This is a genomic window from Mucilaginibacter aquariorum (assembly GCF_024498135.1).
Taxonomy (GTDB): Bacteria; Bacteroidota; Bacteroidia; order Sphingobacteriales; family Sphingobacteriaceae; genus Mucilaginibacter; species Mucilaginibacter aquariorum.
This window is the reverse complement of the sequence record NZ_JANHOH010000001.1, coordinates 1,914,162-1,940,737: the sequence shown is the minus strand read 5'-3', so window position 1 is coordinate 1,940,737 and position 26,576 is coordinate 1,914,162. Positions and strand designations below refer to the sequence as shown.

Genomic DNA, 26,576 nt, shown 5'->3' with positions numbered 1-26,576 from the left:
AAAAGGGGATCAGGCTTAGCCTGATCCCCTTTTTGTTTCTATATAATTCCTCCGCCGGTTCAAGCGTCCACGCTTGAACTTACTTTAATATAAGCGTCCACGCTTATAACGGTTTTAATGTAAGCGTGGACGCTTACATCGGGCAATATCCAAGCGTTGACGCTTGGATAGGCGGGGCTCAAGGGGAATTGTTTCTATAAATATTCCTTCTAATACTTATACGGCTCCATCTTGCCGCAGCTGCAGGCGCAATTATCATCAGTTACGCCCAATTTTTTCAGGAAGAACTGGTAAAAGCCAATGCGGTCTTTCATGCTGTAATTATCCTCGCCTTTGTTGCATTCCAGGTCGCCGTTAACAATTAGTATCGTCATACCGAAGCCTGGGGTGCGGCCTTTGGCTTTATCGGTAGCCTTTGGCTGCCATTTGCCTATCATTACATCATGGGCCGATGGTTTGTGGGTTTCGGGCGTCATCCAAAAATAAATGGCGGTTTTAAAGGCTACTACCGGGTCGGTTTCTACCAGGCCGGGGTTGTTTAGTAACACCTTTTTATCACCAAAAATACAGTCGGATGCGTAGCCGTAGTTACCGTTATAGCTAATCTGCATTGGCCCGCGGCCGTAATATTTTTGCCCTTTAACCGGCGGATACTCGTCGCTATCGCTCACATAATTTAATGATGTGTTATCTTCATGTATCAGCATTAGCCCGTCGGTATAGCTTTCGTTACGGCCGTGGCGGGTTTCGTGCGCTATCTGCGCGAAAAAGGCGGCCAGCTCACGTTTATTGGTGGCGGCATCTTTTTCGGTACAAAAATTACCGTAGTCAACCGTATAAGTACTATCTGGTTTTACTTTAGCCCATTCCTCGTTCCAGTCGCCATCCTGGCGCACAATGGTGGCCTTACCGGTAGTTTTATCGGTGCGGGTGAATTGGTATACGGAAACCGCTCTGCGTATCACCTGCACCTTTATTTGAGCCAGCTCGTTCACGGCTTTTATAAATGCCTGGTAAGTATAAAACTTATCGCGTTCCGGAAAAAGTGCGTTAAATTGCTGTTCGGTTAAAAACGTTGAAAAATCTGCTTTGGGCTTTGGTGTTTCTGCAGGGGGCGCCTTTGTGTTGCCATTGCTGCATTTAAAGCTTAGTAATGCCAAAGTAAATAAACAAACAAGCGCTACCCTGGCTGGTGATATTATGGATTTCATAGTTTCTAAATAATATATTTGACAAACACGATATGCAAGTTTAAGTTTAAAATTGCACATTGTTTATTAATTTAACCACAGAGAGTACAGAGAAGAAGTCATAGCGAGTACAGAAGTTTTTAATGTTTTGTTTTAAATCTCAGTGTCCTCTGTGTTAATCAAATTGCAAATCTCAGTGCACTTTGTGGTTAAAAAACATTGTACAGCTTAAACGAATTTAAATTGCTGTTATTTTTATGAAGATATATACTAAAACCGGCGACAAGGGTTATACATCATTAATTGGAGGCACAAGGGTGCCCAAGCACCACCTGCGGATAGAAAGTTATGGTACGGTAGATGAGCTGAACTCTTACATCGGCCTCATCCGCGATCAGGATATCAGCGTTTATGATAAAGATCTGCTGAAACAAATACAAGACAGGTTGTTTACCATTGGTTCTTCGCTGGCGGCCGATCCCGAAAAATCACGAATGGTGATACCCGATCTGCATGCTGAAGATATTGAACTGCTGGAAAAGGAGATGGACAGGATGAATGAAACGCTGCCCGAACTAAGACATTTTATTTTACCGGGCGGTAGTAACGCTATATCGTACTGTCATATAGCGCGTTGCGTATGCCGCCGCGCCGAAAGGTTAAGCGTGCATTTAGCCGAAGAAAGCACCGTAGATGAAAAAGTGAATATTTATCTGAACAGATTGAGCGATTACCTGTTCACTTTAGCGCGGATGATTGGACACCTGAACAAAGTGCCTGAAAATCAATGGATACCACGGCTATAAAAAAATTACAAAAAAATAGTGAAAATCAATTTAAAAATATTATACTTTTGCCAAAAAGCAAGATTTACCATTTTAATATAAAAACATGTATTGGACACTTGAATTAGCATCGCACCTTGAAGATGCACCATGGCCTGCAACTAAAGATGAATTAATTGATTACGCTATACGTTCAGGAGCGCCGGTAGAGGTTATAGAAAACCTGCAGGCACTTGAGGATGATGGTGAGCCTTATGAAAATATTGAGGAGATTTGGCCGGATTACCCTACCAAAGACGACTTCTTTTTTAACGAAGACGAGTATTAACGTTATCGTCGGTTAATTTATTTAAAGCCCTGCATGCAGGGCTTTTTTTGTTTCTGCCTCTTTTGGAATGATTTTGGCTTTATGGAGTAAACAAACAATTACTTACACTAAAAACATTTAACATGAGAGGTTTACTATACATTATCGCTGTTATCCTGGTTATAGGATGGGCATTCGGATTTTTCTACGCAGGTTCTGGCGGTATTATCCACATCCTGCTGGTTATAGCAATTATAGCATTGCTTTTAGGCGTTATAAGAAGGGCCTGATACAAGGTGATTAATACAGGGAACCCTGCTTATGCGGGGTTTTTTATGCGCAAAACTTTTTATAATAATGTTGGTTTATAATATACATCGATAAAAAACTAACTAAAACACACAATACTATGAGAAGCTTATTGTACATCATCGCGGTTATTTTAGTGATAGGATGGGTCTTCGGATTCTTCGTTAATCACGCGGGCGGCTTAATTCACATTTTACTGGTAATAGCAATAATTGCTTTATTACTTGGCGTGATAAGAAGGGCCTGATGAAATTTGTCAGATACACGTAGCCACCGGCCTAAAGCTGGTGGCTTTTTTTGTTTATAAGCGCTTCTGCAATGGCGATATCCTGGGGAAAGGTAATTTTGATATTGCTGTGATCACCCTCTATCAAGGTGATTTTTGCGCCGCTTTGCTCCACAACCGAAGCATCATCTGTAAAATTATCCGAGTATTGCTGCTCATAGGCTTTCTTTAACAAAGCCGCTTGAAAGGTTTGCGGGGTTTGTACCAGATAAATGCTATCGCGGTTTAAACTTGTTGATGTACCATCGGTTACCTGCCTGATAGAATCCCGGCTTTTAACGGCTGTTACAGCGCTTCCATGCTCGGCGGCACATCTGTAGGCCTCATCTATAATATCTGTGCTTACCAGCGGCCTTACGGCATCGTGTATAGCAATTAGTGCATTTGTATCGGTAATTTGATCAATAGCATTTTTAACGGAATGGAAACGGGTTTCGCCACCGGCAATTAAAAGATGTGGTATGGTGAAATTATGCTTGCTGCAAAGCGCCGCCCATAGTTCATGATAATTTGCATGCAGGGCCAAAATAATTTGTGGCGATGACGGGCTCTCGTGAAATACCCTTATAGTATGCATCAAAACCGGTTCGCCGCAAAGCTCAATAAACTGCTTAGGCAATGCCGATTGCATCCGACTACCCGAGCCACCGGCAACGATGATTGCGTGGGTAGATTTGGGATCTGAGATTTGAGATGTGAGAGCTGTTGTAGGCATTGGTTGTAAATTTACCCGTCATGCCGAACTTGTTTCGGCATCTCATGTGCAAATCTAATGAATTAAGTTTACTGTCCTGAGGGATCCTGAAAGTTCAGAATGACGCGTTGGAGGGCTATCAAACAAAAATGAGATATGAGTTTTAGTCTCATATCTCAAATCTTATATCTCACATCTAAGTGCAGCTTAGATAATCAGCATCGCATCGCCGTAGCTGTAGAAACGGTATTTTTCTTTTACCGCTACTTCGTATGCGTTCATTACATGCTCGTAACCGCCAAATGCACTAACCATCATCAATAGGGTTGATTCTGGTGTGTGGAAATTGGTGATCATAGAGTTGGCGATACTAAAATCGTATGGCGGGAAAATGAATTTGCTGGTCCAATCGTTTGCTGGTTTTAATATCCCGCCGGCAGAAACAGCCGACTCAATAGCACGCATTGATGTTGTGCCGACAGCGCAAATGCGTTTTTTTCTGTCGATACCACGGTTTACAATGCTAGCTTGTTTTTCTTCGATGATAAACTGCTCCGAATCCATTTTGTGTTTGGTTAGATCCTCCACCTCAACCGGGCGGAAAGTTCCTAAACCAACGTGCAGGGTAACTTCGGCAAATTCCACACCTTTTAATTCAAGGCGTTTCATTAGCTCGCGGCTAAAGTGCAGGCCGGCAGTAGGGGCTGCAACAGCGCCTTCATGTTTGGCAAATATGGTTTGGTAACGTTCTTTATCGTCGGCAGTAGCCTTGCGTTTAATATATTTTGGAAGCGGTGTTTCGCCAAGGATCTCCACGTTACGGCGAAACTCTTCGTCGGTACCGTCAAATAAGAAGCGGATGGTACGGCCACGTGATGTGGTATTATCAACAACTTCGGCAATTAACAGGTCGTCGTCGCCAAAGTAAAGTTTGTTACCTACACGTATTTTACGGGCAGGGTCAACTAAAACGTCCCAAAGGCGAAGTTCTTTGTTTAGCTCGCGCAGCAAGAATACTTCAATGGTAGCGCCTGTCTTTTCTTTGTTACCATACATACGCGCCGGGAACACTTTTGTATTGTTCAGGATCATTACATCCTGGTCGTCAAAATAATCCAGTATATCCTTAAATATTTTATGCTCAATCTTGCCCGAATCGCGGTGTAGAACCATTAAACGTGATTCGTCACGTATATCTGACGGAGAATGAGCAATTAATGATTCGGGTAAATTGAATTTAAATTGAGATAATTTCATGCTTATATATATGAATTTTCAGGGCGCAAATGTACGGATTTTTTATTATTTTACACGCTTTTTTTGAAGGTGTTATACGGTTAATACTTAAATCAAAAATAACTGTAACTTAACTGCATTAACACAGTCTAACAAATACTGTTTTTATTAAGGCGAAAATCAATAAGCCGGCTGGCCCGGTTACATCAAAATAGCGATATGATATTACTAAAACTTATCCGTGAAAGCTTCTTGTTTGCGTATGATGCGCTCAGGCAAAACAAGCTGCGTACAATGCTTTCGTTATTGGGCGTAACCATTGGAATTTTCACCATTATAGCGGTATCATCGGCAGTTGATACTTTGCGTAATAACCTGCAAAAAAGTGTAGATAAACTGGGCAGCAATAGTATTTACGTGCAAAAATGGCCCTGGGTAGGCGAGGATAATTTTCCGTGGTGGAAATATATGCAAAGGCCTGTACCAAAACTGCGCGATTTTGAACAGTTATCGCGCCGCAGCCAAACAGCCAAAGCGCTTTCATACGAAATAAGCATTGATAACCGTACTGTTAAATATTTGAGCAACACCGTTGACGGCGCGCAAATAGACGCCGTATCGCACGACCACGATAAAACATGGAATTTTAACTTTCAGGATGGCCGCTACTTTACAGATATCGAATCGAGGACGGGGGCACCGGTTACCATTATTGGTGCCGATATAGCCGACGCGCTTTTCCCGGATGGTACAGGTGTTGGTAAACAAATAAAAATTATGGGCCGCAAGGTTACCATTATTGGCGTGTTTACTAAAGAGGGTAAAGATATGCTGGGTATTACCAGCGATAACGAGATATTGCTGCCACTGAATTTTGCCAAAAACGTTATTGATATCGAGAACGAAAAATACAACCCGCAGATAGTGGTGCGTGGCCAGGATAACCTGAGCGATGTGGAAGTAGAGAGTGAAGTACGCGGCTTAATGCGTTCTATTCACAGTATCCGCCCGGGTGGTGAGGATGATTTTTCGCTGAACAAATCAACCATATTAACCAACCAGCTCGATCAGCTCTTTGGTATCATTAATAAAGGCGGGTTTATAATAGGTTTGTTCTCTATCCTGGTGGGTGGTTTTGGTATAGCCAATATCATGTTTGTATCGGTTAAAGAACGTACCAATATCATCGGGATCCAAAAATCACTGGGGGCTAAAAATTACTTTATTTTATTGCAATTTTTGATTGAGGCTGTTGCATTATGCCTGATGGGCGGGGGGATAGGCCTGTTTATGGTTTACCTTGGCACTTTTGCGGTGAAGGCTGCGGCAGATGTACAGGTGGTGCTTGATGCCGGAAACATTATTTATGGCGTAGGCATATCTGTTACCATTGGTGTATTATCAGGCATTATACCGGCATACTTCGCCTCAAAACTTGACCCGGTAGAGGCGATAAGGACGAATTAAGAAGTTACCTGCACTTTGTGCGTAGTTGGCAAATGGTTCCACAAGCTCACCATGACAATTAGAAATGTCAGTCTGAGCCTGTCGAAGACTTAAATGCCTGTGCATACCTCTCTAATTGTCGATAAACTTTGTACCGCTGTAGAGGCCTTGAAAAGGAACTGGTGTGCCTGAACGTGATGTAATCCTACGCCTTCAAATCATCTGCAGATATCACCACCCTACGGTGTTTAGATACCTTTTCAAACAATACATCCGGAACGAAAGGCTTGGTGAGGTAATCGCACATACCGGCTTCAAAAGCTTTGTTGTGGGTTTCGGGCATTGCATCGGCAGTGAAAGCTATAACAGGCATATCAGGGTGGTTTTGTTTAATAATAGCTGTTGCTTCAAAACCGTCCATAACGGGCATCTGTAAGTCCATTATGATCATGTCGTAATAGGTGTTTTTTACCATGTCGACAGCTATTTGGCCGTTTATGGCTTCGTCTACACTGGCTTGCCATTTCTTAAGGAATTTGGCGGCTATCATCAGGTTCATTTTGTTATCATCAACCACTAAAATGCGCATGCCGTTAAGGTTAGGTGGCAGTAAAACACTGGTATTAATAACGGGTGTGTTTGGCAATTGAGTTGCCTGCCCTGCAACATTAAAGCGGATAGAGAAAATAAATTTGGTGCCTTTTCCTACTTCGCTAAACACCTGTATACTGCTTTCGTAAAGCTCTATAAGGCGTTTGGTAATAGCCAGTCCTAAGCCGGTACCGCCATAATTATGGCTAATAATTTGGGGTTCCAGAATAAACGGGTCAAATACAATAGCCATGTTTTCGGCAGCAATGCCAATGCCTGTATCTGCTATTGTAAATTTAATGGATACTTGGTTGCTGTTTACCTGCTCCTCGTTTTCCAGCACAATGCTCACTTTGCCTTCATGCGTAAACTTAACGGCATTGCTCACCAGGTTTATCAGGATCTGCCCCAGGCGTATCTGGTCGCCCATTAAAAAATCGGGGATGCTGTCATCTGTTATCAGTTCAATATTAAGGTTCTTTTCAGTTGCTTTTGCGTGAAATGATTGCCTTATGTTTTGCACCAGTTGGTGTATGTTGAACGGTATATTGCTCAATTGCAGTTTGCCTGCCTCTATTTTATTGTAATCTAAAATATCATTGATAATAGCCAGCAAGTTTTCGCTGCTAAACTTAAGGGTATTTAGATACTCCAGCTGCTCGGGCTTTGGGCTTTCTTCTAACAGTAGGTTTGTGGTGCCTATAACAGCGTTCATTGGCGTACGTATCTCGTGGCTCATGATAGACAAGAACTCCGATTTAAAGTGCGAAGAACGCTCGGCCTGTTCTTTGGCCGATATTAGTTCCTGCCTTACCTTTTGCTGTATGGTTATATCTTCGCCAATACTGGTAGTTTCTTTAATGTTGCCATTCTCGTCGTAACTAACCGTGTTTTGCCAGCTAATGGTGCGCAGCTCGCCATTGCGGCAAATAATTGGGTTAACGTAATGTGCCCTAATAGCGTTATTTTTAAACCAGCCCCTCAATATATCCTGGTGGTCATCGGTTACAAAGTTTTCCATCCAGTCCATACCCAATATTTCCATTTGGCTATACCCAAGCAAATTGGCCAGGTATTTATTACAAAAAACAACCCGCCCTTCGGCATCTAATGACAGGGCTACCAGCTTTATGGTTTCCAGCACTAAACGGTATTTGTTCTCGGTTCTGCGGTAATCAATTTCGGCTTGTTTACGCTGGGTGATATCTTGCAGCGTACCAATAATTTTACGCACCGTACCATCTTCGCGATACATTAGTTTACCGGTAATTACGCTGATGTGTTTGATATTCCCTTTTGGTGTAATAATGCGGTATTCGTATGATGTGCCGCTATTGTCAGCATTTTTAAAAAGATGTTTTACAATATACTTATCATCCGGGTGGATGTAGTTTAACAGCAATTTACCAAAGCGCGATACCGAACCATATGTATTACATACCTCGTAAATGGAGTTAACTTCATCACTCCAGGATAACATATTTGATGTGCTGTCCCATTTCCAGTTACCTATTTTAGCAATAGTTTGGGCTTCAAGTAATTCGGCCTGACTGATCTTTATCGCTTTCTCTCTCAGTCTGGATTCGGTAACATCCTGTATAATACCTACTACACGTTTCAATTGGCCACTATCATCGCGCAGTAAATCGCCGCGCAATATTTTTAAATATTTTAAATTGCCATTGGGGGTAATAAATTTATGCTCCAGGCTATTTTCTACAACCGAATTAATATTGGATAAGTAATTCGTAGCAAGGTCACGATCGTCCGGGTGTATCAGGCTCAGGTAATATTCAAACCGGGTAAAGCCTTCTGGTACATGTGTTATCTCTAATATATTTAAAAGGCTTTCTGACCAGTAGCTCTTTTTGTTTTCGCTTTCGTACCACCAGTTGCCTGTTTTGGCAATATCCTGGGCTTGTAGCAGCAGGTTCTTGTTTTCAATTAAAGCATCGGCGTGTTTCTTTTGCTCGGTTATATCTGTAACTGCAATAGATATACGTTTGGTATAGTTGCCGTTAACATCAAGCACCGGCGATGCTTTTGCTATAAACCAGGAAGGTTTACCATATACCGATGCAAACTCTATACTAATGCTTTCATTGTGCTTTAAAACATACTCATAAGCCTCCAAAAATGGTTTGGCCCGTTCGTGGCCAATAGCTTCAATCAATGTTCTGTTCAGGAAGTCTTCGGCCTTTAGGTAGTCGGGAGATTGCGGGCCGAACCATACATTAATGCAGATCCTATTCTCGTCAAACTCAAAAATGGTGTAATTGATAGAGCTGATAAGCGCATGCAGCTGCTGCTGGCTTTGGCGCAGTTTTTCGGTATTGGTTATTAATGATTCGTTAAGCTGAATAATATTATTCACCGCTTTTTTAAACTGCATTTTATAAGCCAGCGATACCAGGAACGATACGTAGGCTATCAGCGTAAAAACAATCAGTAAAATAACAAGTATACTTGTCGAAATTCCAACCTGGGGGGCGGTATAATAAGCCGCAACCACAGCAATAATGTTTAATATGCTGATGCTTATAAATTCGCGGCGTTGTTTACAAAATAAGGTTAAGGCAACAAATATTGTGATAGAACAAAAAACATATACATGCTCAAAACTGTTCACACCTAATAGTATGTAATTATTTACAAAAAGGTATGAACATATGGTAATGTATACCATAACTTTAAACAAGCCCCTGTTTTTACTGTACGATAAGGCTAATGCCACGATGCAAAAAGCGCAGTTAACTAAGCGCAGCCAAATAGGATCGTAAGAGTTGTTGTAGCACAGGTAATGAAGGGCTGGACTGGCTATTAATAAGCCCAATAAAATGAGCCTGTAAATAGTAATGTCGTTTTCAATTAATAGCAGTACCCTGTTTTTAAACGACATATACAGCGGGCAGTTTTTTAATTATACCAAACAACATAGGGAGAAAAGCCATAATTACTTAATAAGAATTTTACAAAGAGTAAATATATCTTAAAGGCTAATAATACGCAGATTTATTTACATTTGTTGCAAATACTATTTTAATTCTATGTCTGAAACTGCACAATTAAAGATCGGTGATAAAACTTACGATTTGCCTGTGATAGAAGGTACCGAGGGCGAAAAGGCCATTGATATTTCTAAGCTGCGCGATCAGAGTGGATATGTTACGTTAGATATTGGTTACAAAAATACCGGTGCTACAAAAAGTGCTATTACTTTTTTAGATGGCGAGGTAGGTATATTAAAATACCGTGGTTATTCTATAGAGCAACTGGCAGAAAACTCCAGCTTTATTGAAGTGGCCTACTTATTAATATATGGTAACCTGCCAACTGCCGAACAACTACAGGCATTTGAATTTGAAATAAGCCACCATACCCTTGTACACGAGGATATGAAGAAATTTTTTGATGGCTTCCCGTCGGGTTCTCACCCAATGGGGCAGTTGTCATCATTAATTGGTGCGTTGGCTGCCTTTAACCCGGCATCATTAAAACAGGGCCTATCTGCCGAAGAGGTAAATCTGGAGATCATAAAACTGATCGCCAAAATGAGCACTATTGTATCGTGGATATACAAGAAGTCATTAGGGCACCCGGTTATATACCCGCGTAACAAATTGGATTATGTAACCAACTTTATGTACATGACCTTTGGGCAGCGTACCGAAGATACCGAGATTGACCCGGTTGTAGTGAGCGCCATGAACAAGTTGCTGATACTGCATGCCGATCATGAGCAAAACTGTTCAACATCAACCGTGCGTATAGTAGGTTCATCAGACGCTAACCTTTATGCGTCCATATCTGCAGGGATCTCTGCGCTTTGGGGCCCGCTGCATGGTGGTGCTAACCAAGCGGTGGTAGAAATGCTTCAAAAAATTAAACAAGACGGCGGCGACGTTGATAAATGGGTTGCCAAAGCAAAAGATAAAAATGATCCGTTCCGCCTGATGGGCTTTGGACACAGGGTTTATAAAAACTTTGACCCACGTGCAAAGATCATTAAAAAGGCTTGTGATGATATCCTGGAGAAATTAGGCATCAACGATGAAACTTTAGAGATTGCCAAAAAACTGGAAGAGGTTGCGCTAAGCGATCCTTACTTTGTTGAACGCAAGCTTTACCCTAATGTGGATTTCTATTCAGGTATCATTTATACCGCGCTTGGTTTCCCTACAGAGATGTTCACCGTTCTGTTTGCCTTAGGCCGCCTGCCGGGATGGATTGCACAATGGAAAGAAATGAAAGCCAACAAAGAGCCTATCGGTCGCCCGCGCCAGGTATATGTTGGTGAAACAAACAGGGAGTATACAGATATTAAGAATAGGTAAGAGCACTAAGCAGTCGCTCGGCTCCAGCCGAGTGACAAATATTATGTGGCGTCTCGCCGCAGTAGCAAGATAAAGACGGCCGGAGGCCTGAAAATAATGGTCACTCGACTGGAGCCGAGCGACTGCAAAAGATTTTAAAAAATATTACATAATTTAAAGCCCGCCGCACGACGGGCTTTTTTTATACAACCAATGACGCCACGCGAAATATTAAAGCAGTATTGGGGATATGACAGTTTCCGGCCGTTGCAGGAAGAGATCATTGATTCGGTGTTGCAAGGTACAGATACATTAGCTTTACTGCCAACAGGCGGCGGTAAATCGGTATGTTTCCAGGTGCCTGCCCTTGCCCGGGAGGGGATCTGTATTGTGGTATCGCCATTGATAGCCTTAATGAAAGACCAGGTAGAAAACCTGAAGGCGAAAGGAATTGAGGCCATGGCCATAGTATCGGGCATGGGCAAGCGCGAAGTAGATATTGCTTTGGATAACTGCGTTTACGGCCCGGTAAAGTTTTTGTACCTATCGCCCGAGCGTTTACTATCCGAACTGGTGCGTGAGCGCATCAAATACATGAAGGTGAACCTTTTCGCGGTTGACGAGGCGCACTGTATCTCGCAGTGGGGTTATGATTTCAGGCCCTCGTACCTGCACATTTCTGATCTGCGCGAGCTGCACCCAAATGTGCCCGTACTGGCGTTAACAGCCACAGCTACGGCCGAAGTAAGGGACGATATACAGGAAAAGCTTTTATTTAAACAAGGCGTAGTTTATCAGCAAAGCTTCGAGCGTAAAAACTTAAGATACGTGGTACAAACCACCGAAGATAAACTGCGCAAGTTGCTGGACGTGGCCAATGGCATAAGCGGCAGCGGTATAGTATATGTACGCAGCCGTAAAGAAACGTTTGAGATAGCTAAATTTTATCAGCAAAACCATATACAGGCCGATTATTACCACGCCGGGCTGCCAACAGAAGAACGATCAGCTAAACAGGAAGCCTGGAAGAATAACCGTACCCGCATTATTGTAGCCACTAATGCCTTTGGGATGGGTATTGATAAACCGGATGTAAGGTTTGTGATACATAAAGATATGCCCGATAGCCTGGAGGCTTATTACCAGGAAGCAGGCAGGGGAGGCCGTGATGAGAAAAGGGCCTACGGGGTATTATTATATAACCCAACAGACAGGCTAAGGCAGGAAAAGAAATTTATCCAGAACTTCCCGTCGGTTGAAGAGATAAAGCAGGTTTACCATTACCTGGCCAATTATTGCCAGATAGCCTATGATGCCGGCGAGGGTGCAAGCTTTGATCTGGATCTGGGTGAGTTTTGTAGTCGTTTTCAACTAGATGCCATTAAAACCCTTAATGCCCTAAAGTTTTTGGAGCAGGATGAATATCTGGCCTTTAACGAAAGTGTTTTTCTGCCTTCGCGGTTCAGGTTTGAGGTGTTGAATGAAGAGTTATACAACTTCCAGATCCAAAATTCTGGTTGGGATCAGTTTATTAAAACCTTGCTACGCTCGTATGGTGGTTCTTTCGAGAATTATGTGCGCGTAAAAGAGTTTGATATAGCCAAACGTACCGGCATGAACACCCAGCAAGTTATTAACGGCTTAAAGCAATTGCAAGATTTTAACCTGTTAAGCTACCTGCCCCAAACAGATAAGCCACAAATAACCTGGTTAAAACCGCGTCAGCACGCCAATAACCTGTATATAAATAAGGTGTTTATAGATCAGCGTAAAGAAACCTATCGCAAAAAGATGGAGGCTGTTTTCGCTTACGCGGAACACAAACGCTGCCGGAGCCAAATGCTGCTTAGTTATTTTAATGAACCCAATGCCCGTAAATGTGGTGTGTGTGATGTTTGCCTGGAAGAGCGCCGCCAAAAAAATGCCGACGAGATCTTCGACGATATCACCAATGAGATAGTAGAACTGCTGAGCACCGGATCGCGCACCATAGAGGAACTGATAACTTCCCTTAAGCTCGGTACCGAAAAGGAACGTATAGAAACTATTCGTTTGCTGCTGGATGCGGGTAAGATCAAAACCGATGGCGGGAATTATTATTTGTAGGAGAAACCCTACTTCTCGTTTGTCATCCTGAGCGATAGCGAAGGACCTATTAGCGAACTGTGCCTAATCGAAATTGCATATCGGCGATTAGATGCTTCACGATTTTCAGCATGACAAAAAAGAAATCCTCGCGTTAAAGGCACCCCCGCGTTTCAAAAAAACTTTACCATTTCACCGTCACAAAACCGCCGTTTACCGACATAAATGGGCTGTACATCTAATACACCCAAAATAGCTGTAACGTTTTATAAATGGGGGCGTCATATTGGTGTATTTAAAAACAAGAAAAATAATAAAACACTCACAATCAAAATAATAATAAAATGAAAACTCAATTTTTAACCATAGCCACCATCTTCACTTTAGCATTAGGAACTGTAACATCAACCTATGCAGCCGTTAATAATAACGATAACAACGAAGTAAGCACTGTATTAAAAAACGTTAGCAAGATCAACAAAATAGAATTGCACGGAAACGTTGAACTGTTTGTATCTGACGGTACTGCAGACCAGGTAAAAGTTTACAACAAGTACTACTCTGAAAGCGCACTGGTACAAAGCGAGAATGGTGTATTGCGTATATCATCTTACACCGATAAAAAATTAGTGGTTTGGGTAACTGCGAATGACCTGCAAGCAATTGTTGCTAATGATAACTCACAGGTGAAATCGTTTGGTACCCTTGCAAAACTTGACATCGAGGTAACGTTAAACAATACCGCATCTGCCGACCTGAACCTTGACGCTTACAAAGCAAGCATCAACGTAAACGATCGTGCAAAAGCAAACATAAGCGGTAACGTAAACGATTATAGCTTAAAACAAGATCAGTCTGCAACCGTGAACCACTCAACGCTGGCAACTGTAAACGGCAGCAAAACAATAACCAACATACCGGTTAAGGCTAACAACGCAGAATTAGCCATTCTATAAGTATTACTTTTGCAAAAGTTCAATATATATTTCAGGAACCACCGCCACGTGCGGTGGTTTTTTTGTTTAATGAAGTTCTTAAATAGCGCTAAATCTTTTATTCCGAGTCCTTCATTCTAAACCTATTATCCTATCCCCCTTGTCTTGCTGAGCGATAGCGAAGCATCTATTCGCCGATAGATATAGTCCGCCATGTTATTTCCAATTAGCAGGGGGCAGGGGTGAGTAAACCGGCAAGGAGGCTGATAGCGTGTTGATGCGTGACTACAGCGGCCTGTAATAATTCTTGTCTCCTGATTTTACCTCCTGATTCTAAATCGCCTCTAATTTCTTCCCCCTTTTCACCGCCAAAATTCTACCCTTTACCGACATAAACCCGCACTGTGTCTAATACACACTAATTGGCTGTAACGTTTCTTTACCATGTTCGTCATATATGTGTATTTAATAACATAACACAACTTATAGTATTCATAATCAAAATATTAATAAAATGAAAACAACAATCTTCACCATGGTAGCCGTAATGATTATGGCAGTGGTAACCACAAAAAACACTTACGCAAACGCAAACAATAATAACGAAGAAGTAAGTACAGTATTAAAAAATGTGAGCAAGATCAACAAGATCGAGATCCATGGGAATGTTGAACTTTATGTATCTGAAGGTGCTGCCGATCAGGTTAAAGTTTACAACAAATATTACTCAGAAAGCGCTTTGGTACAAAGCCGTGACGGTGTATTACGCATCTCATCTTACGCAAACCAAAAATTAGTAGTTTGGGTAACCGCCGCTGACTTGCAAGCCATAGCTGCTTATGACAATGCCGAAGTAAAATCATTTGGTAAATTAGCAAGACTTGATTTTGAAGTTAACCTTTACAACACTGCATCTGCACAGTTAAACATAGAAGCTTTCAAAGCAACCGTAAATGTAAACGATAACGCTAAAGCAAACTTAACCGGTAACATAAACGATTACACCTTAAATTATTCAAAACCAGCAAACATTGATCATAAAGATTTTGTCGCTGTAAACTCTACAACAACTCAAATGCCCGACCGCAGAATAGCTAGATCAAGCGCATTAGCAGGTTTATAATATCTAATTCAAAAAGGGTTAATAACATATATTCAAAAAGCCGTCAAATAAGCGATGGCTTTTTTCATTTTTAATGTAACTTCATACTAATAACTATCGTCAAAAAAGAAAACTAAACCATTATGAAAAATTTCAATTTTAGAGTATTAATATTAATAGCAGCCGTATCAATTACCCTCTTCTCTTCATGCAGGCGGTTTAGGTGCGTAAAGGGTACAGGCAACGTAAGAACCGAAACGCGTAAAATGACTGACTTTACAAAAGTTGATATCTCTGGCGGATACAAGGTTACACTTAAACAAGATAGTACAGAATCAATAGCTATTACTACAGATGATAATCTTTTCAAATACATCGAAACTACGGTTGTAGGCGGCACATTAAAAGTACATAGCCGCAGAAACGTTTGCAGCAGTGGCGAAACAACCATTATTATAGGTGTAAAAAATCTGGATGGCATAGATGCATCAGGTGCGGTTGAAGTAAGATCGGCAGGGCGTATAAATACACGGGATCTGAGTATCGACCTTTCGGGCTCTACCAAAATAGACCTTGACCTTAATGCAGCAAATGTACGTACAGGCGGCAGTGGTTCTACCGAGATCTATTTAAAAGGCCAGGCTGCTTCTCATGAGGTTGACCTGAGCGGTTCCGGTAAAGTAGAAGCGTTGGATTTTGTGGTAGGTAAATATAAAATCAGCACATCGGGCGCAAGCGAATGTAAAATAAACGTATTGAACGAATTGGATGTACACACCAGCGGCGCGTCAGACATATCATACCGTGGTAACCCGGCAAAAGTTAACAACGATCAATCGGGTGCTTCATCTATAAAAAAAATAGATTAAATACTTAATTTAGTGAATGTTACTGTAACATATGACGGCCAAAAGCCGTCATCGTTATTTTAAATAATACCCTTACCTAACTTATTATGAAAAAATTAAAAAAGTGGATAGCGTATATCGCCATCACTGTAACTCTCCTCATTGTTGTAGCTATATCTTATGTTACTTTCGCCCTGCCCAATGTTGGCGAACCGCAAAATATTAAAGTTGATTTAACCCCGCAACGCATCGAACACGGAAAATACCTGGCCAATAATGTTGCCGCCTGTGTTGATTGCCACAGCACCCGTAAATGGGATGTATTTGCAGCGCCAATAGATAGCGCTGTTTTAGGGGCCGGCGGCGAAAAGTTTGACGGACGCATCAATTTCCCCGGCGAGGTGTATGTGCCCAACATAACACCGGCCAACTTAAAAAACTGGACGGATGGTGAACTATACCGTGCAATAACAACCGGGGTTAAAAAGGATGGCTCGGCCATTTTCCCGATAATGCCATGGCAATCATATTCAAAAATGGATCCGGAAGATGTTTATGATATCATCGCCTATATCCGCACGTTACAGCCGCACGAAACTACTTACCCTAAGCGTAAGCTTGATTTCCCGCTTAACCTTATTGTAAACACCATGCCTAAAAAAGCAGAGCCAGGCAAAAGGCCAAACGACAATGATACCTTAGCCTATGGGGCATACCTGGTGCAGGCAGCCGCCTGCCGCGAATGCCATACAAAAGCAGATAAAGGCGTGCCCATACCCGGAATGGATTTGGCCGGGGGTAACGAATACAGCCTTGGCGGTGGCTCAACCCTGCAATCACCCAATATAACACCCGATAAAGAAACAGGCATAGGCACATGGAGCAAAGAGCAATTTGTAGCCCGTTTTACACAATATGCCAATGGTACAGCAAAACCTGTTACGGTTAAAGCCGGGCAATTTCAAACAATTATGCCCTGGTGGAAATATGGCGGCATGACCCAAAAAGATCTGGGAGCTATATACGCTTACCTTAAAACAGTTAAGCCTGTAAAAAACAGTGTTGTAAAATTTCAAAGCAAGCCAATAACCAATTAAATTCAAAATAAATTCATACTTTTGCGCCTCGAATTTTGTATAGCCACCACGGTTATATTTTCAAAGGATTAAATTAATACCCGGTAAAAAAGATGAATATATCACAGGAAAAAATTGATAACCTGAATACAGTTGTTAAGATCAACATTAACCCCGAAGATTACCAGCCAAGGGTTGAAAAGGCAATGAAAGACCATGCTAAAAAAGCAAAATTACCAGGATTTCGTCCGGGTATGGTTCCGGTTGGGCACATCAAAAAAATGTACGGTAAAAGCATTTTGGTTGACGAGATCAACAATATGTTATCTGATACTTTAAATAAATATTTAGACGAAGAAAAACTTGAAGTATTAGGCCAGCCTTTGCCAAAAGTTGATGATAAAAAAGAATACAACTGGGATTTTGCCGATAACTTTGAGTTTAATTACGAAGTTGGTTTGGCACCTGAGTTTGATATCGATTTTTCATCGAAAGATAAATTGCCACAATACGTAATAAAAGTTGATGACGAAACTTTAGAGTCCCGTATCAAAAACATTCGTCGTAGCTATGGCAAAATGACAAATCCTGACGTATCGGCAGATGATGATGTTCTTTATGCCGAATTAACACAGCTTTCTCCGGATGGTTCTGTTTTTGAGGATGGCATAAGCAATACCGCATCGGTACGTTTAGATCAAATTAAGGATGATAAAATTAAAGCATCATTAATTGGTTTGAAAAAAGGCGACGAACTGGTATTTGACATCAACGCGGCTTTTGATAATGATGCAGCTAAGGTTGCAGGTTTATTAAAAATTGAAGAAGATGAAGCAGCTGATCTAAAATCAAACTTCAAACTAACTGTTAAAAATGTTAACCGTTTAGAAGAAGGTGATTTAAACCAGGAGTTCTTTGATAAATTATTTGGTGAAGGTGTAGTTACTGACGAGGCTGGTTTCAGGGCTAAAATAACCGAAGAGTTAGAAATGATGATGGTGCAGGATGCCGACCGCAAACTGCAGGACGAAATTTACAATTACAGCATTGAAAAAGTAAGTTTTGATTTACCTGACGCATTTTTGAAACGCTGGTTAAAAGCTACGAACGAGAAACTAACCGAAGAAGAACTGGAAGGTGGTTACAACGATTTTGCTAAAAACCTTAAATGGACGCTTATCGAAAATAAATTGATGAAGGATAACAACATCGATGTTAAATACGAAGAAGTGTTTGAGTTTGCAAAAGGCAGTTTAGACCAACAGTTTAGAATGTACAGCCCGCAAGCTTTAAGCGAAGAGCAATTGGGACAATACACTGTGCAATACCTGCAAAACAAAGAGAATGCTAATAAAGTATTTGAACAAGTAAAAGCCCTTAAGGTATTTGATTACATTAAGAGTGTTATTACGCTTGATAAAAAAGAGATCTTATTTTCTGATTTTAACAAGCTTACTGCATAAACAGTATACGTTCAATATCATATTCACCAAAAGCATTTGCCTACCAGCAGATGCTTTTGTGTTATAGGGATAAATAATTTTTTACTTTCACCAAACTAATTAGTACAAAATCTATTCAACTAAAAACTATATTTATCGCGGGGCAACCAACCCGCACCACAACAAATAAAATACAAACACATGAACAGTAATCCAGATAAAAACGAATTCAGAAAATATGCTGTTAAACACCACCGCATTAGCAGCACTTATGTAGATAAATTTATTGGCGGTGTAAACCGCAGCAGCACCCCATCAGGTATTGTTACCGGTGCCGGTATTACCGGTATGACACCTTATATCATTGAAGAACGCCAGATGAATGTGGCCCAGATGGACGTGTTCTCGCGTTTAATGATGGACCGTATCATATTCCTGGGCGATGCTATTTATGAAAATATTGCAAACATTATACAGGCCCAATTGCTATTCCTGCAGTCGGCCGATAGTAAACGCGATATTCAAATCTATATCAACTCTCCGGGTGGTTCAGTTTACGCGGGTTTGGGTATATATGATACCATGCAGTTTATATCAAACGATGTAGCCACAATTTGTACAGGTATGGCGGCGTCAATGGGCGCGGTATTATTAGTTGCCGGTACAAAAGGTAAGCGTGCGGCTTTGCCACATGCAAGGGTAATGATACACCAGCCATCGGGCGGTGCTCAAGGTCAGCAGTCGGATATCGAGATCACATATCACGAAATCACAAAGCTGAAAAAAGAACTGTATCAAATTATAGCAGACCATAGCGGTACTGATTATCAGACTGTTTGGGATGCATCAGACCGCGACCATTGGATGATTGCTGAAGAAGCAAAAGAATTTGGTATGGTTGATGAAATTTTAAGAGCGAACACGAGTAAATAAGAATAACATTTGGTAAGGCAAAGCCTTCTAAACAACAGAAGGCTTTGTTATAAATTATCAAATCACTATTTTTGATAAAATCCGATACGATGAACAAGAACAGCAAGGAGATAAGGTGCTCGTTTTGCGGAGCAGGAAAGCAGGATTCCCTGATGCTGATAGCCGGGCTTGACGCGCACATTTGTGATAAATGTGTTGATCAGGCAAATGAGATATTGGCAGAAGAGCTGAAGGTGCGTAAAGTTAAAGCGTCGCCGGCGATACCTGCTGTATTAAAACCAGCCGAAATAAAATCTCACCTTGACCAATACATTATTGGGCAGGACGATGCTAAAAAGGTATTGTCTGTAGCTGTATATAACCACTACAAGAGGTTAAACCAGCGCATTGATAAGGATGAGGTAGAGATAGAAAAATCGAACATTATAATGGTGGGCGAAACCGGTACAGGTAAAACTTTACTGGCAAAAACCCTGGCTAAAATTCTTAACGTTCCGTTTTGTATTTGCGATGCTACTGTATTAACAGAAGCCGGTTATGTAGGCGAGGATGTGGAAAGCATTTTAACCCGGTTGCTGCAATCTGCAGATTACGATGTAAACACTGCCGAACGCGGTATTGTATATATTGATGAGGTTGATAAAATTGCCCGCAAAAGCGATAACGCATCCATCACCCGCGATGTAAGCGGCGAAGGTGTACAGCAAGCGTTACTGAAGATACTGGAAGGTACCATGGTTAACGTACCACCACAAGGCGGCCGTAAACATCCCGATCAAAAAATGATCACCGTTAACACCAGCAACATCCTGTTTATTTGCGGTGGCGCGTTTGATAGCATCGAGAAAAAGATAGCTAACCGCCTGCGTACCCAAACTGTTGGTTACAAAATGAAACGCGACGACAGTGAGATAGACATGAAAAACCTGTACAAGTACATTACCCCGCAGGATCTGAAATCGTTTGGGTTGATACCCGAGCTGATAGGCCGTTTACCGGTGTTAACTTACCTTAACCCGCTTGATCGCGAAGCACTGCACAATATATTAACCGAGCCAAAAAACTCCCTGCTTAAGCAGTACAAAAAATTGTTTGAGTACGAAGGAGTAAAGCTTGAGTTTGATACCGAAGTGCTTGATTTTATTGTTGATAAAGCAATGGAATTTAAGCTTGGTGCACGTGGTTTACGCTCGATATGTGAAGCTATCATGATTGATGCCATGTTCGAATTCCCGTCTAAAAAGGATGTTAAGCGTTTAAATGTGACGCTTGAATATGCCAGGGAGAAATTTGAAAAATCTGATCTTAAAAAGTTAAAGGTGGCTTAACAATTATTTGTTAGTATAAATTTATTTTCGTATATTACACACTAACCCTGGTGAAACACACCGGGGTTTGCTGTATAAAAGGGTTTTATGCCCTTGAAATATATACATACACAAAAAAAGAGGAAAAAAAGATGAACGAAGAATTAGATGTAAAGAAAGACGACAACACCGTACCGGCAAAAAAGATGAAAGAGATACAGTCGCCGGTAAAATCAGGATTAAAAACAAAAGAAGCTATTGTAGCTAACTGGCTGCCACGCTATACCGGCCGCCCGTTAGATGCCTTTGGCGAATATATTATACTTACCAATTTCTCTAAATATCTGCAGCTGTTTTCGCAATGGCATAGTGATGCGCCTATAATGGGGCTTGATAAGCCAATGCAAAGCGTAACTGCCGATGGTATTACCATTATTAACTTTGGTATGGGCAGCTCGGTTGCAGCTACCGTAATGGATCTGCTTACTGCCATACACCCAAAGGCGGTTATATTTTTGGGTAAGTGCGGTGGTTTAAAAAAGAAGAACAACGTAGGCGATCTGATACTGCCGATCGCCGCCATCAGGGGCGAAGGTACATCAAACGATTACCTGCCGGCAGAAGTACCTGCACTGCCTTCATTCGCCTTGCAGAAGGCTATTTCAACCACCATACGAGACCACTCACGCGATTATTGGACCGGAACCTGTTATACTACCAACCGCCGTGTTTGGGAGCACGACAAAGAGTTTAAAAAGTATTTGAAAGAACTGCGTGCCATGGCCATTGATATGGAAACGGCAACCATTTTTACCACAGGTTTTGCCAACAAAATACCAACCGGGGCCTTGCTGCTGGTATCTGACCAGCCCATGATACCCGAAGGTGTTAAAACTGCCGAAAGCGATTCGAGTGTAACAGAACAGTATGTAGAAACCCATTTGCGTGTAGGCATACAATCGTTAAAGCAATTAATAAACGGTGGCTTAACGGTGAAGCATTTGAAGTTTTAAGTTGGTGATTTGTTTTTTAAACTTGCGCTCGTCTGTGACGAGTGCTTAACATGGTTTTGCGATTATATCGCCGATGATAGAATAGCAATTCTTTAATACTATAAATTCAAATCCTGACAGAATAATTGCTAATTTTGAACCTTATCCTGTAAGTATACAGGTTTAGTAGAATTTACATATGTGGTACAATAATATACTGGAAACCATCGGCAATACGCCCCTGGTAAAATTGAATAAAGTAGCAAAAGATATCCCGGCAACGGTATTGGCTAAAATAGAAACTACCAATCCCGGTAACTCTATAAAAGACCGTATGGCCCTTAAAATGATTGAGGATGCCGAAAAAAGTGGTAAACTTAAACCGGGCGGAACCATAATTGAAGGTACATCGGGCAATACAGGTATGGGCCTGGCCATTGCAGCGGTTATTAAAGGCTACAAATGTATTTTTACCAGTACTGATAAGCAATCAAAAGAAAAGTTTGATGCCCTGCGTGCTTTTGGTGCCGAAGTTATTGTTTGCCCAACAAATGTTGAGCCCGAAGATCCACGGTCTTACTACTCGGTATCATCACGCTTAGAGCGCGAGGTACCTAATTCATGGAAACCGAACCAGTACGATAACCTGAGCAACTCGCAGGCACACTACGAGCAAACCGGCCCCGAGATTTGGGAACAAACCGAAGGTAAAATAACCCACCTGATAGTAGGGGTAGGTACAGGCGGTACTATATCCGGCACAGCAAGGTTTTTGAAAGAAAAGAACCCTGCCATACAGGTATTGGGTATAGATACTTATGGTTCGGTATTTAAAAAATACAAGGAGACAGGCGAGTTTGATAAGAACGAGATCTACCCATACATCACCGAAGGTATAGGGGAAGATTTTTTACCGGAAAATGTTGATTTTAGCCTGATAGACCACTTCGAAAAAGTGACCGACAAGGATGCCGCCCTGATGACCCGCGAGATTGCCCGCAAAGAAGGCATATTCGCTGGCAACTCAACCGGCTCGGCTGTTGCAGGTTTACTGCAAATGAAAGATAAGTTTAAAGAAGGCGATGTAGTGGTTATTATATTCCCTGACCACGGTACCCGTTACCTGGGCAAAATGTATAATGACGATTGGTTGCGCGATCGTGGTTTCCTGAAAGAAGAGAAGCTTACCGCACGCCATATCATCGGCAAAAAAGAAAACCTGGAGATTGTTACCATTGACTGCGAAAAGACTGTCCTGGAGGCTATAAATACCATCAAATCGCTTAACATTAGCCAGATCCCTGTTACCCAAAAGGGTATGGTGATAGGCAAAATAACCGAGAGTGATATTTTAGATTCGCTGATAGAGAACCCGGGTATTAAATCGCAGCCCATCAAAAACATATCAACCGCACCATTCCCTTTTATCGATCTGAATACGTCTATCGATAAGATCTCGGGCATGATCAATAAAGACAACATTGCTGTGCTGGTTGAGGATGATAACGGTAAAATAGCGATCATCACGCAGTACGATATTATCAACGCTATATCGGCGTAGATATAATAAAGATCATATAATGTAGAGACGCGATACTTCGCGTCTTTTTTGTTTATATAAGGTGTTATATTAGTGGACAATTTTATCACATGTTCAATAAACTTTTATTCGTCTGGTCATTCGTGATCATATCCTTTGCCTGCCATGCACAAAACGCCGAAACTTTACTATGGAAATTAAAGCCCGGCGATTCGATCGTCTATAAAACAATTATGAAGGCGCAGATGGATTCGAACAGTAAAGCGCAGGTTCCTGAATTGTTTAAAAATCTAAAGAGTGATAGCACTGACGGATTTGATTTTCAAAAGCAGATACGGGAACTTCAAAAAATGGAGCCCGATCATTATATAACCAGGTTAAAACGAAGTAACAAGAATATCATAGATATTGAAATGGTGCTTCCGGAAACTAAGGAGGTTAAGGACACATCACAAATGGCTAACCTTTTCCAAATGATGAGCAAAATGAACGGAGGTGTTATGCTACGTGGCGCAGTATACGAAAATGGTGACATCCAAAGTTTTTACCTTAAAAATGACCAAAGGAACCTGATAGCATTATTTTTTCAACTCCCGGGTAAACCTGTTAAAGTTGGAGATAGTTGGAGTATTAACACGAATCTGATTAGTATGGATCAGAATTTTAAGTGCGATAGCGCATATAAAAGAAATAATGTATCGATAACAGCCATTGATAATACCGGCGCGGATAAAATCGTAACAGTAAAATACGATATAGAGGAATACGTGATAGGAAAATTTGGATTTGGCGGTTTATTTGGTGAAGGGGAAGATGGAAAAATGTTTATGAAGATGATACATAAAGCAATAGCCAAATTTTCTGTCACCAAAGGTAAATGGCTAAGCTATGACGGTGTAATGGAAACCCATAGTTCAAGTGTATTAATGGGAGGAGATAGTAAAAAGACGTTTTCATTGATCGTTCAATAATTGTAGGGACGCGATTCTTTGCGTCTCTTTTTGTTTATACTAACCTAACTTGTCATCCTGAGCGATAGCGAAGGATCTATTAGCGAACTTTGCATATCGAATGCATGTCGGCGATTAGATGCTTCACGAGGTTCAGCATGACAGGGATATTCATCCGCACATCTGCATATTCTCGCATCTGCACATCTAATCACCACTTCTTAAATATTACAAACACTGCCAGCACTATCAGCGCGAAACCAACTAAATGGTTCCAGCCCAGCTTTTCGGTTTTGAAGAATACAATGGTGAACACCATAAACATGGTAAGGGTAATAGCCTCCTGGATGGTTTTTAATTGTACTAAAGTGAACGGGCCGCCATCAGCTTTAAAGCCTGCCCGGTTTGCCGGTACCTGAAAAAGATATTCAAAAAATGCCAGCCCCCAACTGATGAGGATAACGGATATAAGGCCAAGGTTTTTGCCCCAGTCGTACTCCTTAAATTTAAGGTGACCATACCAGGCAAACGTCATAAAGGTATTGGATATGGTAAGAAAAAGGATCGTTTTTAATCCGCGCATTATCTTAATCTTTTTAGAGCCAGTTCTTTCCTGTAAACTTCATTTAGCTTTGGCGACGGATTGGTGATAAGATAAACCCTTGAATTATGCTCACGGGCCAATGGGTTTAAGATCCGCCCGGTTTCGCGATAGCTCTCTACCAAAGGGCCAATCCTTCTTTCAACATTATCGTCATCATCTACATAAATGATATACTTCGCGTTTAAATCATCCGCTGCCCAAAGCTGAAAGCTGCTATTAAGCGATATTACTTCCGGTAAATTATATTTATGCCTGTAATGGTGTATGGCACCTGCCAGGCCATAATTGTCGGCATAAATCTGTGTGTTTTTTTGCTGTTCGGGGGTGAGGCTATGGTACGTGTCTGAAACCTTTTTTGCCATTTCGTCCCAGCCCAGCATATCGGCATAATCTTGTGTTAAGGGGTGTTGCTTATGATCTTCCCAGGTGGTTAAAAAATTGAGGAACGGCATGTTTTTTTGAACAAACCGGAAACTGGCCAATGTGCTGTTAAGCGAAAGTATAGGCAACACCAGTGGTAATAAAAGCAGATTAGGTGCAACAAAAAGTATGATGACAGCTGTGCGCAGAGCATACGCGTTTCTTTTTAATAATTGCTCAAAGGCAAAACCGCCTGCGGCAAACAGCATTGGGTAGGCGCCAAACAGGTAATAATTTTTACCGTTCATTTGTAGCAGAAACAGGAATATTAGGATATAAGCAATAGCCAAAAACCTGAACCTGCGTAAGCGGAAAGAGAACAACAGACTGATAAAACCCGTAAGCCAAATAACTAACGATGGGCCGTTCACTAAAATTTGCTGCATCACAAAATCCATTGGCTTTACATAATCCAATTGGGTTTCCCTTAGCTCCTTCATATGGTGAATTACAGGGAGATGGTGCATAAACTGCCAGATAATATTAGGCAAAAATATGAGCACCGCAATTATCGCCGAAAACAGCACATGTCTGTTAAACAGCAATTTGCGCTCCCTGCTTATTAAAATGCCAATAATAAGTGAAACTGTAAAGAAGGCCATGGTGTACTTGGTAAGCATGCCAAAACCAACTGCTACGCCAAGCCAGTATAAATATTTTACGGTAGCGGTATTTAAGTAGCGTACAAAAAGCCAAACGGTTACCACCCACCATAACTGATCAAAAACTACAGGTTGAAAAAGGTATCCCGATGCAGCAAATGCAGGGGCGAGTATCAGCGCTAAACAAGCCAGGGTAATGGCAAACCTGCGGCCGCCTATTTCGGCAGTGATTTGCCCGGTAAGCCAAATAATAAACGCGCTGGCTATGGTCGAAAAGATCCGCGCGGCAAAAACAGAATCGCCAAAAACAGAAAGTGTTATTTTTGCCAACAAGGCTATAAAAGGGGGGACTTCTTTATAACCCCAATCTAAATGATCGCCTAAAACCAAATGCAGCAGCTCATCACGATGGAAACCAAAGTGACTGATAGCAAATAGGTTGAGCACTATTTTTAATGCGACAAAGATCAGTATAAAGGTAGAATACGATGATCTTCGGTTTTTATAAGGCATTGATGGATATAATGGTTGTGCTAAAGGTAATAAAATTGGAGGAACGATAAAACGAGAAAGGACAAAAGAC

General features: G+C 41.4%; 23 protein-coding genes. 17 read left to right on the top strand and 6 right to left on the bottom strand.

Annotated elements, in window-relative coordinates:
- Positions 1-209: 209 nt before the first annotated feature.
- Positions 210-1,211: a chitinase gene (locus NPE20_RS08350; protein ID WP_256538156.1), complete on the bottom strand. Its 1,002-nt coding sequence runs from the start codon at positions 1,209-1,211 to the stop codon at positions 210-212.
- Between the two features lie 236 nt (positions 1,212-1,447).
- On the opposite strand from NPE20_RS08350, the gene NPE20_RS08345 reads away from it, so the two are divergent.
- The 4 genes from NPE20_RS08345 (at position 1,448) to NPE20_RS08330 (ending at position 2,838) form a co-directional block, all read left to right on the top strand.
- Entirely contained in the window at positions 1,448-1,996 is a 549-nt protein-coding gene (locus tag NPE20_RS08345; RefSeq protein ID WP_256538155.1) for a cob(I)yrinic acid a,c-diamide adenosyltransferase, read from the top strand.
- Between the two features lie 85 nt (positions 1,997-2,081).
- Positions 2,082-2,303, top strand: a complete 222-nt coding sequence (locus NPE20_RS08340) for a DUF2795 domain-containing protein (protein ID WP_002996718.1) — start codon at positions 2,082-2,084, stop codon at positions 2,301-2,303.
- Positions 2,304-2,425: 122 nt separating this feature from the next.
- Entirely contained in the window at positions 2,426-2,572 is a 147-nt protein-coding gene (locus NPE20_RS08335) for a lmo0937 family membrane protein (RefSeq protein ID WP_191176231.1), read from the top strand.
- Positions 2,573-2,691: 119 nt separating this feature from the next.
- Positions 2,692-2,838 carry a lmo0937 family membrane protein gene (locus NPE20_RS08330; RefSeq protein ID WP_256538154.1) on the top strand — a complete coding sequence of 49 codons (147 nt, stop codon included), beginning with the start codon at positions 2,692-2,694 and terminating at the stop codon, positions 2,836-2,838.
- A gap of 31 nt (positions 2,839-2,869) precedes the next feature.
- Here the strand turns inward: NPE20_RS08330 and NPE20_RS08325 are convergent, their stop codons facing one another.
- Complete coding sequence (locus NPE20_RS08325) at positions 2,870-3,592, bottom strand: 2-C-methyl-D-erythritol 4-phosphate cytidylyltransferase (protein WP_256538153.1); 723 nt, start codon at positions 3,590-3,592, stop codon at positions 2,870-2,872.
- Positions 3,593-3,778: 186 nt separating this feature from the next.
- Entirely contained in the window at positions 3,779-4,828 is a 1,050-nt protein-coding gene (gene queA, locus NPE20_RS08320) for a tRNA preQ1(34) S-adenosylmethionine ribosyltransferase-isomerase QueA (RefSeq protein WP_256538152.1), read from the bottom strand.
- A gap of 198 nt (positions 4,829-5,026) precedes the next feature.
- On the opposite strand from queA, the gene NPE20_RS08315 reads away from it, so the two are divergent.
- On the top strand, positions 5,027-6,274 hold the full coding sequence (locus tag NPE20_RS08315; protein ID WP_256538151.1) for an ABC transporter permease: 1,248 nt from the start codon (positions 5,027-5,029) through the stop codon (positions 6,272-6,274).
- Positions 6,275-6,458: 184 nt separating this feature from the next.
- Here the strand turns inward: NPE20_RS08315 and NPE20_RS08310 are convergent, their stop codons facing one another.
- Positions 6,459-9,743 (bottom strand): PAS domain-containing hybrid sensor histidine kinase/response regulator, encoded by a 3,285-nt coding sequence (locus tag NPE20_RS08310; RefSeq protein WP_256538150.1) that lies wholly within the window; start codon positions 9,741-9,743, stop codon positions 6,459-6,461.
- Positions 9,744-9,891: 148 nt separating this feature from the next.
- Between NPE20_RS08310 and NPE20_RS08305 the strand changes: the two genes are divergently transcribed.
- The 12 genes from NPE20_RS08305 to NPE20_RS08250 all read left to right on the top strand — a co-directional run bounded on the left by NPE20_RS08305 (position 9,892) and on the right by NPE20_RS08250 (position 24,388).
- Positions 9,892-11,178, top strand: coding sequence for a citrate synthase (locus NPE20_RS08305; RefSeq protein ID WP_256538149.1), 1,287 nt, complete (start codon positions 9,892-9,894; stop codon positions 11,176-11,178).
- Positions 11,179-11,370: 192 nt separating this feature from the next.
- Complete coding sequence (locus tag NPE20_RS08300; RefSeq protein WP_256538148.1) at positions 11,371-13,263, top strand: RecQ family ATP-dependent DNA helicase; 1,893 nt, start codon at positions 11,371-11,373, stop codon at positions 13,261-13,263.
- A 323-nt stretch (positions 13,264-13,586) separates the two neighbouring features.
- A complete protein-coding gene (locus tag NPE20_RS08295) occupies positions 13,587-14,198 on the top strand; it encodes a GIN domain-containing protein (protein ID WP_256538147.1) in 612 nt (203 codons plus the stop codon).
- Positions 14,199-14,691: 493 nt separating this feature from the next.
- Positions 14,692-15,300, top strand: coding sequence for a GIN domain-containing protein (locus NPE20_RS08290; protein ID WP_256538146.1), 609 nt, complete (start codon positions 14,692-14,694; stop codon positions 15,298-15,300).
- Positions 15,301-15,422: 122 nt separating this feature from the next.
- Complete coding sequence (locus tag NPE20_RS08285; protein ID WP_256538145.1) at positions 15,423-16,148, top strand: head GIN domain-containing protein; 726 nt, start codon at positions 15,423-15,425, stop codon at positions 16,146-16,148.
- Positions 16,149-16,234: 86 nt separating this feature from the next.
- Positions 16,235-17,224, top strand: a complete 990-nt coding sequence (locus NPE20_RS08280; RefSeq protein WP_256538144.1) for a c-type cytochrome — start codon at positions 16,235-16,237, stop codon at positions 17,222-17,224.
- 92 nt (positions 17,225-17,316) lie between these two features.
- Entirely contained in the window at positions 17,317-18,666 is a 1,350-nt protein-coding gene (gene tig, locus NPE20_RS08275) for a trigger factor (protein ID WP_256538143.1), read from the top strand.
- A 180-nt stretch (positions 18,667-18,846) separates the two neighbouring features.
- Positions 18,847-19,578: an ATP-dependent Clp protease proteolytic subunit gene (locus tag NPE20_RS08270; protein ID WP_256538142.1), complete on the top strand. Its 732-nt coding sequence runs from the start codon at positions 18,847-18,849 to the stop codon at positions 19,576-19,578.
- A gap of 89 nt (positions 19,579-19,667) precedes the next feature.
- Positions 19,668-20,906 (top strand): ATP-dependent Clp protease ATP-binding subunit ClpX, encoded by a 1,239-nt coding sequence (gene clpX, locus NPE20_RS08265; RefSeq protein ID WP_256538141.1) that lies wholly within the window; start codon positions 19,668-19,670, stop codon positions 20,904-20,906.
- A 131-nt stretch (positions 20,907-21,037) separates the two neighbouring features.
- The gene (locus NPE20_RS08260) at positions 21,038-21,898 is read left to right on the top strand and encodes an AMP nucleosidase (protein ID WP_256538140.1); all 861 of its coding nucleotides are present in this window, start codon (positions 21,038-21,040) and stop codon (positions 21,896-21,898) included.
- Between the two features lie 178 nt (positions 21,899-22,076).
- Positions 22,077-23,438 (top strand): pyridoxal-phosphate dependent enzyme, encoded by a 1,362-nt coding sequence (locus NPE20_RS08255; protein ID WP_256538139.1) that lies wholly within the window; start codon positions 22,077-22,079, stop codon positions 23,436-23,438.
- A gap of 89 nt (positions 23,439-23,527) precedes the next feature.
- Complete coding sequence (locus NPE20_RS08250; protein ID WP_256538138.1) at positions 23,528-24,388, top strand: hypothetical protein; 861 nt, start codon at positions 23,528-23,530, stop codon at positions 24,386-24,388.
- A gap of 190 nt (positions 24,389-24,578) precedes the next feature.
- Here the strand turns inward: NPE20_RS08250 and NPE20_RS08245 are convergent, their stop codons facing one another.
- Positions 24,579-24,950, bottom strand: coding sequence for a DMT family protein (locus NPE20_RS08245; RefSeq protein ID WP_256538137.1), 372 nt, complete (start codon positions 24,948-24,950; stop codon positions 24,579-24,581).
- Entirely contained in the window at positions 24,950-26,506 is a 1,557-nt protein-coding gene (locus NPE20_RS08240) for an ArnT family glycosyltransferase (RefSeq protein ID WP_256538136.1), read from the bottom strand. Before NPE20_RS08240 ends, NPE20_RS08245 begins: the two co-directional genes overlap by 1 nt.
- Between the last annotated feature and the right edge of the window lie 70 nt (positions 26,507-26,576).